The organism is Microbacterium sp. BF1, assembly GCF_019279095.1.
Taxonomy (GTDB): Bacteria; Actinomycetota; Actinomycetes; order Actinomycetales; family Microbacteriaceae; genus Microbacterium; species Microbacterium maritypicum.
Map to the genome: position 1 here is coordinate 1 of NZ_JAGYWT010000052.1, position 9,068 is coordinate 9,068.

10 protein-coding genes and 2 pseudogenes are annotated in these 9,068 nt (G+C 67.6%); 3 read left to right on the top strand and 9 right to left on the bottom strand.

Annotated elements, in window-relative coordinates:
- From KZA10_RS03300 to rbsD, 3 genes are all read right to left on the bottom strand, one after another.
- Positions 1-821, bottom strand: an 821-nt coding sequence (locus KZA10_RS03300; RefSeq protein WP_218682169.1) for a PLP-dependent cysteine synthase family protein, incomplete at its 3' end; no start/stop codon positions are given.
- Positions 822-842: 21 nt separating this feature from the next.
- The gene (locus tag KZA10_RS03305) at positions 843-1,655 is read right to left on the bottom strand and encodes a GntR family transcriptional regulator (protein ID WP_127483085.1); all 813 of its coding nucleotides are present in this window, start codon (positions 1,653-1,655) and stop codon (positions 843-845) included.
- Positions 1,655-2,059, bottom strand: coding sequence for a D-ribose pyranase (gene rbsD, locus KZA10_RS03310; RefSeq protein WP_055874617.1), 405 nt, complete (start codon positions 2,057-2,059; stop codon positions 1,655-1,657). Before rbsD ends, KZA10_RS03305 begins: the two co-directional genes overlap by 1 nt.
- A gap of 33 nt (positions 2,060-2,092) precedes the next feature.
- Here rbsD and rmuC point away from each other — a divergent pair, with 33 nt between their 5' ends.
- Positions 2,093-2,530: a DNA recombination protein RmuC gene (gene rmuC, locus KZA10_RS03315; protein ID WP_256934346.1), complete on the top strand. Its 438-nt coding sequence runs from the start codon at positions 2,093-2,095 to the stop codon at positions 2,528-2,530.
- 61 nt (positions 2,531-2,591) lie between these two features.
- Here the strand turns inward: rmuC and KZA10_RS03320 are convergent, their stop codons facing one another.
- Both KZA10_RS03320 and glpX read right to left on the bottom strand, forming a co-directional pair.
- Positions 2,592-2,876: a hypothetical protein gene (locus tag KZA10_RS03320; RefSeq protein WP_017828696.1), complete on the bottom strand. Its 285-nt coding sequence runs from the start codon at positions 2,874-2,876 to the stop codon at positions 2,592-2,594.
- 180 nt (positions 2,877-3,056) lie between these two features.
- Positions 3,057-4,043 (bottom strand): class II fructose-bisphosphatase, encoded by a 987-nt coding sequence (gene glpX, locus KZA10_RS03325; RefSeq protein ID WP_218682170.1) that lies wholly within the window; start codon positions 4,041-4,043, stop codon positions 3,057-3,059.
- 185 nt (positions 4,044-4,228) lie between these two features.
- Here glpX and fbaA point away from each other — a divergent pair, with 185 nt between their 5' ends.
- A complete protein-coding gene (gene fbaA / locus KZA10_RS03330) occupies positions 4,229-5,257 on the top strand; it encodes a class II fructose-bisphosphate aldolase (protein WP_055864552.1) in 1,029 nt (342 codons plus the stop codon).
- A 95-nt stretch (positions 5,258-5,352) separates the two neighbouring features.
- On the opposite strand, the gene KZA10_RS03335 is transcribed toward fbaA, so the two are convergent.
- From KZA10_RS03335 to KZA10_RS03345, 3 genes are all read right to left on the bottom strand, one after another.
- Positions 5,353-5,892: a DUF6264 family protein gene (locus KZA10_RS03335; protein WP_218682171.1), complete on the bottom strand. Its 540-nt coding sequence runs from the start codon at positions 5,890-5,892 to the stop codon at positions 5,353-5,355.
- 245 nt (positions 5,893-6,137) lie between these two features.
- Positions 6,138-6,929, bottom strand: coding sequence for an IclR family transcriptional regulator (locus tag KZA10_RS18585; protein ID WP_218682172.1), 792 nt, complete (start codon positions 6,927-6,929; stop codon positions 6,138-6,140).
- A gap of 2 nt (positions 6,930-6,931) precedes the next feature.
- Positions 6,932-7,984, bottom strand: coding sequence for a 4-hydroxy-3-methylbut-2-enyl diphosphate reductase (locus tag KZA10_RS03345; protein WP_373695266.1), 1,053 nt, complete (start codon positions 7,982-7,984; stop codon positions 6,932-6,934).
- Positions 7,985-8,076: 92 nt separating this feature from the next.
- Here KZA10_RS03345 and xseA point away from each other — a divergent pair.
- Positions 8,077-8,832, top strand: a pseudogene (xseA, locus tag KZA10_RS03350) (exodeoxyribonuclease VII large subunit); the annotation flags it as partial.
- Here the strand turns inward: xseA and KZA10_RS03355 are convergent.
- Positions 8,814-8,939, bottom strand: a pseudogene (locus KZA10_RS03355) (exodeoxyribonuclease VII large subunit); the annotation flags it as partial. The pseudogenes xseA and KZA10_RS03355 sit on opposite strands and share 19 nt — an antisense overlap.
- Positions 8,940-9,068: the final 129 nt, after the last annotated feature.

The following is a 9,068-nucleotide window of genomic DNA, read 5'->3' on the forward strand; positions in this document are numbered from 1 at the left end:
CGTTCGCGCAGCAGGCGGATCGCGGCGATCGAGCCGGCATCCGGAACCTGGATCATCTCGTCGATCACGGTGGGCACGAACGACGCCTCGACCCGGGGGCGGCCGATGCCCTCGATGCGGCTCGGACGCCCGGCCGGCGGGTCCACGGTGCCGGCCCATCCGTCGTAGAAGGCCGAGCCCTCGGGATCGACGACCGCGACCTTGGTGTCATGCCGGCGGTACTTCACGTACCGGCCGAACGTCGCGCTCGTGCCACCGGTGCCGGCGCCCGTGACGATCCAGGAGGGGATCGGATGCCGTTCCTGGGAGAGCTGGCTGAACACGCTCTCGGCGATGTTGTTGTTGCCGCGCCAGTCTGTCGCGCGCTCGGCGAAAGTGAACTGGTCGAGGTAGTGGCCGGTGCAGTCGGAGGCGAGGCGCTGGGCCTCGGGCGACATGTCCTCTGCCCGGTCGACGAAGTGGCAGGTGCCGCCGTAGAACTCGATGAGGTCGATCTTCTCCTGCACGGTCGAACGGGGAACGACCGTGATGAACGGCAGCCCCAGCATGCGGGCGAAGTACGCCTCGGAGACGGCGGTCGATCCGCTCGACGACTCCACCAGTGTGGTGTCTTCGCGGATGCGTCCGTTGACCAGGCCGTAGAGGATCAGCGAGCGCGCGAGGCGATGCTTGAGGGAGCCCGTGGGGTGCACGGACTCGTCCTTCAGGTAGAGGTCGATGCCCCACTCGGAGGGCAGCGGGAACAGGTGCAGGTGGGTGTCGGCGCTGCGGTTGGCATCGGCTTCCAGCAGGGCGATCGCGGTGCTGGTCCAGTCGCTCATGCCCTCGACATTACCGGCCGCTCAGCCGACCGTCCCGGCACGGGACGCCCCGCCTTCGCCATCGACGTGCAGCAGCGAGGCCTGCGACTGCTCCTGCTGCAGTTGGAACTCGAAGCGCGAGCGGTCGCCGCGGTGATACGCGATGAAGTACTCGATCGGCGTGCCGTCGGAGCTGCGGCTGATGCTACGCAGACGCAGCAGGGCCGAGCCGGCGCTGACTCCCAGATGCTGTGCCTGCTCGTGCGTGGCCACGGTCGCCTCGGCTGAGCGCACGCCGTGCGTCGCGACGATGCCGTTGTCGGCGAGCAGTCGGTACAGAGAGCCCTCGGTCAGGTCGGCGCCGAGCGTCACACGGCCGACGGCCTCCGGCATCCACGTCGTCGACAGCGACCACGGCTCGCCGTCGACATGGCGCAGACGCTCCAGTGCGACGACGGGCGACCCCACGGGCACCTCCAGCGCCAGGGCGACCTCTTCATCCGCCGTCGTCTGCTCGTGCCGCAGCACGTCGCTGTGCACATGGCCGCCGCGGCGCTCGACATCGTCGTACAGACCGACCAGCGTGTGCACCAGGCTCTCGCTCGTGCGGGGACGGGAGACGAAGGTGCCCTTGCCCTTCACCCGCTCGACGAGTCCCTCATGTTCGAGCTGGGCGAGCGCCTGGCGCACGACGGTGCGCGAGATGCCGTAGCGCTCGCACAGCCGATGCTCACCGGGCAGCGGGTCGCCGGGCTGCAACCCGTCGCGCGCGATGCCGTCGATGATCAGCTGGCGCAGCTGGTCGTACATCGGCGCGGCGGAGTGCCGGTCGATCGCGTCGTCGACGAGGGCCATCAGTACGCCACCCCCGCGTGCAGGATCACGTTCGCGTAGGGGGTGAACTCCCCCGACCGCACGAATGCGCGGGCGCCGTGGCTGAGCTTCTTGAACTCGACGTGCGGGAGGAGTTCGATCTCGAATCCCATCCCGGCGAACCGCTCCCGCAGCGCGGCCAGCACCTCCGGGCTCTTCTCGGCGACCTCTGCCGAGACCGTCGCTCCCTCCACGACCAGCTCGGCGAGCACGGTGTCGAGCACGTCGAGGAAGGCCGGAGCCCCCGGCCGATACGCCAGGTCGATGCGCTCGGAGCCCGGGGGGATCGGCAGGCCCGCGTCGGTGACGACGAGCAGGTCGGTGTGGCCGGTCTCGCTGATCACGCGGGAGAGCGCGGGATTGATCGTGGTGGCTGTCTTGCGCATGTGGCTCCTCGGTGCTCCGCAGGTTCGGTTCGCATGAAGACCGTGGCCTTCACCTGGACGCAGCAGGAGGTCTCGACCGAGGCGCGTACCCTGCTCGCGCTCGGCACGCAGCTCTACGACCGGCTGGGAACGCTCGCCGGGCACGCCGACGATCTGCGTCGAGCGCTGGAGCGCACTGTCGACAGTTACAACCGGTTCGCCGGATCGCTCGAGACCCGTGTGCTCGTTACCGCTCGTCAGTTCCCCGGGGTCGACGCGTCAGCGCTCGCGACAGCCGCCCCGACGACGGCGAGCACGGGCCGGCGATTCACCGCACCGGAACTGCTCGCTGCAGACTCGACCGCGGCGCAGGAAGCTCTCTCAGACGGCGAGTCTGCTCATATCGACCCACTCGATCCCGCAGAGGCCGTCCAGCCCGAGGCCGTCCGCGCCGACGTGGGCGACGTGCGGCTTCGGCTCGACGAAGGGTGACACCTTCGGCAGAGCATCAGCCAGTGGTGCGGTAGCTCCGCGGGCGTTCAGCGACGACGGATCAGGCGATGCCGGGAACGCCGCTGAGCAGCAGGATGACGAGTCCGCTGGTGGCCAGGAACGCTCCGATCATCCACCAGGAGCTGATCTCGTGCCCTTCATCGCGGCGGACGCGGAAGAGGACGTCGGCGCGACGAGCCGGATCGACCATCGCGGCCGGTGGCGTCGTGACCGGGGGCGTCGGAACGGATTCCGCATCTGCGCTCACCCGGAGGATGCGCCCCGTGTTGGTCGTGATGATCTTCGTCGGGGCGGCCTTCGAACCGCTCGTGTGCTGCGTTGTCATCTGTTCGCCCTCCTGTGCCTGCGGTGCCTGGCGGCTCCGTCGACGGCGACAAACCCAGTGATAATTGTGACACGGCACCCAGGGGAACCGTGGATCGAGCGGCTGTGAGGCGGTACCGGCTCGATAACGATGCCGCCGATGTCGCCGGCGATGATCACGTGTCAGAGGACGAGCGAAGGATCAGAGCCACTTCGAGACGAGGTGCTCCGAAGCGATGCGACGAAGCGTTCCGGAGGCTCCTCGGAGCACGACGCTCTCGGTGTAGACGTAGCCGCGTTCACGACGGACACCGGCGACGAGCTGGCCGTCGGTGACGCCGGTGGCGACGAAGATCGTGTTGTTGCCCTGCACCAGATCATCGGCCTCGTAGACCTTGTCCATATCGAGACCGGCATCGATGCCGCGCTGGCGCTCATCGTCATCGCGCGGCCAGAGGCGTCCCTGGATGTGTCCGCCGAGAGCCTTGATCGCGCACGCCGTGACGATGCCCTCAGGGCTGCCGCCGACGCCGACGCACATGTCGGTGCGAGCATCGTGACGGGCGGCGTTGATGCCACCGGCGACGTCACCGTCGCTCATGAGACGCGTGCCGGCACCCGCATCGCGGATCTCCTGCATGAGCTGCTCGTGACGCGGACGGTTCAGCACCGAGACGACGATCTCGTCGACAGGCTTGTCGAGCGCGCCGGCGAGCTTGCGGATGTTCTCGCCGATGGGAAGACGGATGTCGACGACGCCGACGCCTGCCGGGCCGGTGACGAGCTTGTCCATGTAGAAGACGGTCGAGGCGTCGAGCATGGTGCCACGGTCGGAGACGGCGATCACCGAGAGCGCGTTCTGACGTCCGGCCGCGGTGAGCGAGGTGCCGTCGATGGGATCGACCGCGATGTCGCAGAGCGGTCCACGGCCCGTGCCGACGACCTCGCCGTTGAAGAGCATCGGGGCGTTGTCCTTCTCGCCCTCGCCGATGACCACTCGTCCCTGGAAGTCGACCGTGCCGAGGAACGCGCGCATCGCGTCGACGGCGGCGCCGTCCGCCGCCTCCTTGGCTCCGCGACCGATGAAGGGGACCGCACGGATAGCCGCAGCCTCCGTCGCACGCACCAGCTCCATCGCGAGGTTACGGTCGGGACGAAGAGGGCTCAGATCCGCTGTCAGACTCACCATGCGGTCAGCCTAGCCACCCTCGTGTCCAAATCCGCTGGCTTTCGAGCCGGATCCGACGAAGGAATCCGAATTCTTAACAGCCAGGCAGAAGCCATCGTGCTCGGCGGAGATCTGGGCTGCGGTATCAGCGTGCGCGCCCCGATAGAGTGGCAGCTGTCCCGGCTTCCCCTATCGCAGGAGTTCTCATGCCCGTCGCCACCCCGGATCAGTACGCCGAAATGCTCGACCGCGCGAAGGCCGGCGGCTTCGCGTACCCCGCATTCAACGTCTCCAGCTCGCAGACGATCAACTCCGTCCTCCAGGGGCTGACCGAGGCCGGCTCCGACGGCATCATCCAGGTCACCACGGGTGGCGCCGACTACTTCGCCGGCCACACGGTGAAGGCTCGTGCCGCGGGCGCGCTCGCGTTCGCGCGCTTCGCCACCGAGGTCGCGAAGAACTACCCGATCACCGTCGCGCTGCACACCGACCACTGCCCGAAGGACGCGCTGGCCGGTTTCGTCGAGCCGCTGATCGCCGCCTCCGAGGAAGAGGTCAAGGCCGGCCGCAACCCGATCTTCCAGTCCCACATGTGGGACGGCTCCGCCGTTCCCCTCGCGGAGAACATCGAGATCGCCAAGGACCTGCTCCCCCGCATGAAGAACATCAACGCCATCCTCGAGGTCGAGATCGGCGTCGTCGGCGGCGAAGAGGACGGCGTGCAACACGAGGGGTCGAACGAGGCCCTCTACACGACGTTCGCCGATGTGGACCAGGCGGTTCAGGCGCTGGGTCTCGGCGAGCAGGGCCGCTACATCGCCGCCCTGACCTTCGGCAACGTGCACGGTGTGTACAAGCCCGGTGGCGTCAAGCTGCGCCCTGAGCTGCTCGGCGAGATCCAGGCAGAGGTCGCGGCGAAGTACAACACCGGCGCCAAGCCTCTCGACCTGGTGTTCCACGGCGGCTCCGGCTCGACCGATGAGGAGATCGCCCTCGCGGTCGCCAACGGTGTCATCAAGATGAACATCGACACCGACACGCAGTACGCCTACACGCGTGCGATCGCCGACTACATGTTCAAGAACTACGACGGCGTGCTGAAGGTGGATGGCGAGGTCGGCAACAAGAAGCAGTACGACCCGCGCGCCTGGGGCAAGATCGCCGAGTCGGCGATGGCCGCCCGCGTGGTCGAGTCGACCCGTCAGCTCGGCTCGTACGGACAGTCCAAGAGCTGATCCGCGAGCGAGACAGCAGAAGGGGCCCGGCATTCCTGCCGGGCCCCTTCTGCGTCCCCGATGGGCCGGCGTACGTCGATGCCGACCGGCTGAGGTCAGGGAGTCGTCATCTGCTCGAGGTGGGCGACGAAGGCAGGGTCACTCATCATCGGCACCGCGATGCAGACGGAGACCACGCCCACGGTGACGATCGCTCCGACGATCGGGAGCCACCAGGCGAGGCGGCCACGACGCAGGCGTCGGATCGAGAGCGCGGCGGTGATCGACCATCCGACAACGAGGACGATCGCGGCGATCATCCCCCAGGTCTTCGCCTGCGCGAAGTTCGTGAACTCCCCCTCGATGCCGACGACCTTCATGGTCTGGTTCATGACGCTCGGCAGATCCAGGTACGACAGACCGGTGATGACGACGTTGATCAGTCCGTAGGCGAGCATCACGATCGTCGCGAAGCGATCGACAGGATGCGACCGCTTCGTCGAAGACTCGTTCACCGGGTTCCCGGCCTGAACCGCGGGCGGCAGTGGCGCCGAGGGCGGTGCGATCACGACCTCGTCGAGCGGGGGCAGGCCGGCGGCTCGTCGCTGTTCCTCGGGGGTCGCGAGTTCGCCGTACTGGGGCCTCTGGTCGCTCATCCCGCCATGCTAACGGCACAACCTCGGGCCGGTTCACAGCGGGCGACCGCACCCGGTGGGGCACAAACGATAGCGGCCCCGGAGAAGTGGGGACTTCTCGGGGCCGCGGACGTGGAGCGTGGGGACGCTCCTCATCCAGATTGACCGCCAGCGCTGGGGACGCTAGAGGCGATCGGTGACGTTCACGTATGCCGCCACTGTTCCCATAGTAGGAAAACGCGTGCCGACGCGCCAGGGGACCTCCTTCAGATAGTGAACTCGGCTCCGGAGGAGCCCTCGTCCAGCACGTCAGCCCCGAGCTGCAGAGAGAGATGGCGTGCAGTGCGCTGGAGCGTCGAGACGAGGGTGCGATCGACCACGGCGCCATCGGCCGGCAGCGAGATCGCCAGCGAGGCGATGACCCCGGGGGCGATGACCGGCACGGCGACGCAGGTGGCGCCGATCGCGTACTCCTCCTGATCGATCGTCCACCCCGGAGAGCGTTCCAGCTGCGTCAGCAATGCCTTGCGATCGGTGATGGTGTGCGGTGTGAGCTCGGGCAGACGATGCTGCGAGAGGTAGTCAAGGCGATCGGCTTCCGGGAGCTCCGCGAGGATCTGCTTGCCCAGCGCAGTCGCATGAGCGCGGGACTGCAGCCCCACCCACAGCTCGATCCGGGGATTGCGGACGGCGTCGACGATGTCGACCATGTGCATCTCCCCGTCATCGAAGCGGGAGAGATACGCCGTGGCTCCGACGTCTTCGGTCACCTCCCGCAGCGCTGCGCGCACGCGGGCGAGGAACACTCCCCGCGAGCCGATCTGCTGCTGGAACGACGGAAACCGGGCGCCCAGCACGACACCGTCCGGTTCCGAGGAGAGGTATCCCTCATGCACGAGCGTGCGCACCAGGTTGTAGGTGGTACCGGGGGTCAGACCGGTGATGGCCGCGAGCATCTTGGGAGGAAGCGGCCGAGGTGAGTTGGCGACGATGTCGACCAGCCGCAGAGCGCGTTGCACCGACCCGATGAGGGTGGGCTCCGCCTCCGCGGCGCTCACTGCTAAGCGCCTCCTCCGGACGCGCGACCTCCGAGGGCCCGCGCGTCACGCTGACCCGCAGCATCTTGACGCAGTTCCTTGGGCAGGGAGAACATGAGGTCTTCCTCTGCCGTCTTCACCTCTTCGATGTCGCGGTAGCCGGCGTCGCCGATCGCATCGAGCACCTCGCGCACCAGTACCTCGGGCACGGATGCCCCACTGGTCACACCGACGGTCTCGACCCCGTCGAGCCACTCCTGCTGGATCTCTTCTGCGTAGTCCACTCGGTAGGCGGCCTTCGCCCCGTACTCGAGGGCGACCTCGACGAGGCGCACGCTGTTGGACGAGTTCGATGAGCCGACGACGATCACCAGGTCTGCTCCGGCGGCGACCTTCTTGATCGCGACCTGACGGTTCTGCGTCGCGTAGCAGATGTCATCGGACGGCGGATTCTGGAGTTCGGGGAATCGCACGCGCAGACGGTTGACCGTCTCCATCGTCTCGTCGACCGAGAGGGTGGTCTGCGAGAGCCAGACGACCTTGTTCGGGTCCTTCACCACGACGGTGTCGGCTTCCTCCGGAGAGTTCACGACGGTGACGTGCTCCGGGGCCTCCCCTGCCGTTCCCTCGACCTCTTCGTGGCCCTCGTGCCCGATGAGCAGGATCTCGAAATCGTCGCGTGCGAAGCGCACGGCCTCGCGGTGCACCTTGGTGACGAGCGGGCAGGTCGCATCGATCGCGTGGAGTCCTCGATCGGATGCCGCGTTCACGACTGCCGGCGAGACACCGTGAGCGCTGAAGACGACGTGGGCCCCCTCAGGGACCTCATCGACCTCTTCGACGAAGATGGCGCCCTTCTCCTCGAGCTCGGTCACCACGTGGATGTTGTGCACGATCTGCTTGCGCACGTAGACCGGGGCGCCGTAGCGCTCGAGGGCCTTCTCCACCGCCACCACGGCACGGTCCACACCCGCGCAGTATCCGCGCGGTGCGGCGAGCAGAACCCGCTTGCGTCCGGCCACCGGGTTATCCTGAAGCCGCCCGGCCGCCGCACGAACTCTTGGAAGGCGGGGCACGGGGAGATGAACGGCAGTCGAAGTCACCCTTGAATTCTACCGCCGCGCGGCTGTGCGAGGCCGGGGAGACTCGGGAGCGGGAACGGGAGCGGATGACAGTCTTCGAAGCGACCACGGGCCAGGGCGAGACGCCACCGGCCGATTCCGTCGCACCCCGCGACTCGACGGCCGATGCTCCCACCTCGGTCACCCGGCTGAACGCCACCATCCGCGACTTCATCGCGCGGTGGAACACCGTCTGGGTCGAGGGAGAGATCACCTCCTGGAATGTGCGCGCCGGCAACGTGTTCGCGCGGCTGAAGGACACGCGCTCCGATGCGCAGATCTCCATCCGGGTGTGGTCGAGTGTGCGCGGGCGCGTCCCCTCCGACATCGGCATCGGCGATCATGTGGTCGCCGCGGTCAAGGCCGATTACTTCGTCAAGGCCGGCGATTTCAGCTTCGCCGTCTCCGCGATGAAGCACGTCGGGCTGGGCGACCAGCTCGAGCGCCTCGAGAAGCTGCGCGCGCAGCTGCGACAGGAAGGCCTGTTCGACTCTTCGCGCAAGAAGCGCCTGCCCTTCCTGCCGCATGTGATCGGTCTGATCACGGGCGAGCGCTCGGACGCCGAGAAGGATGTGCACCGCAACGCCGAGCTGCGCTGGCCGCAGGTGCGCTTCCGCACCGAGTACGCCGCCGTGCAGGGCGACCGCTGCGTTCCCGACACGCTCGCCGCCCTCGCCCGGCTCGATGCCGACCCCGAGGTCGATGTGATCATCATCGCCCGCGGTGGCGGAGACCCGCAGACGCTCCTCGGTTTCAGCGATGAGAGGCTCGTGCGCGCCGTCGCCGCGGCCTCTACACCCGTCGAAGCTCGCAGATCGGCCACATCGTCGAGCAGCGGATGGTCGTTCTCGTGCCCGATCGCGCTCACGACGGGTGTAGAGGCCGCGGCGACGGCGCGCACGAGCCTCTCATGAACCCCCCGCCTCTACGAGACGGGGGGCCGAAGCTGAGTGCCTGATCTTCTGAGTTTGGCGACCTGTAGATCAAGGCAGTTCCGACAAAAACCGGTAAGGAACCGGGGCTTTGTCGTACCCATCAA

What these genes read in the sequence shown, in the direction of transcription:
- KZA10_RS03320 (WP_017828696.1), bottom strand. Translation starts at nt 2,876, where the DNA reads ATGACAACGCAGCACACGAGCGGTTCGAAGGCCGCCCCGACGAAGATC.
- fbaA (WP_055864552.1), top strand. Translation starts at nt 4,229, where the DNA reads ATGCCCGTCGCCACCCCGGATCAGTACGCCGAAATGCTCGACCGCGCG.
- KZA10_RS03305 (WP_127483085.1), bottom strand. Translation starts at nt 1,655, where the DNA reads ATGGCCCTCGTCGACGACGCGATCGACCGGCACTCCGCCGCGCCGATG.
- rmuC (WP_256934346.1), top strand. Translation starts at nt 2,093, where the DNA reads ATGAAGACCGTGGCCTTCACCTGGACGCAGCAGGAGGTCTCGACCGAG.
- rbsD (WP_055874617.1), bottom strand. Translation starts at nt 2,059, where the DNA reads ATGCGCAAGACAGCCACCACGATCAATCCCGCGCTCTCCCGCGTGATC.
- KZA10_RS03335 (WP_218682171.1), bottom strand. Translation starts at nt 5,892, where the DNA reads ATGAGCGACCAGAGGCCCCAGTACGGCGAACTCGCGACCCCCGAGGAA.
- glpX (WP_218682170.1), bottom strand. Translation starts at nt 4,043, where the DNA reads ATGGTGAGTCTGACAGCGGATCTGAGCCCTCTTCGTCCCGACCGTAAC.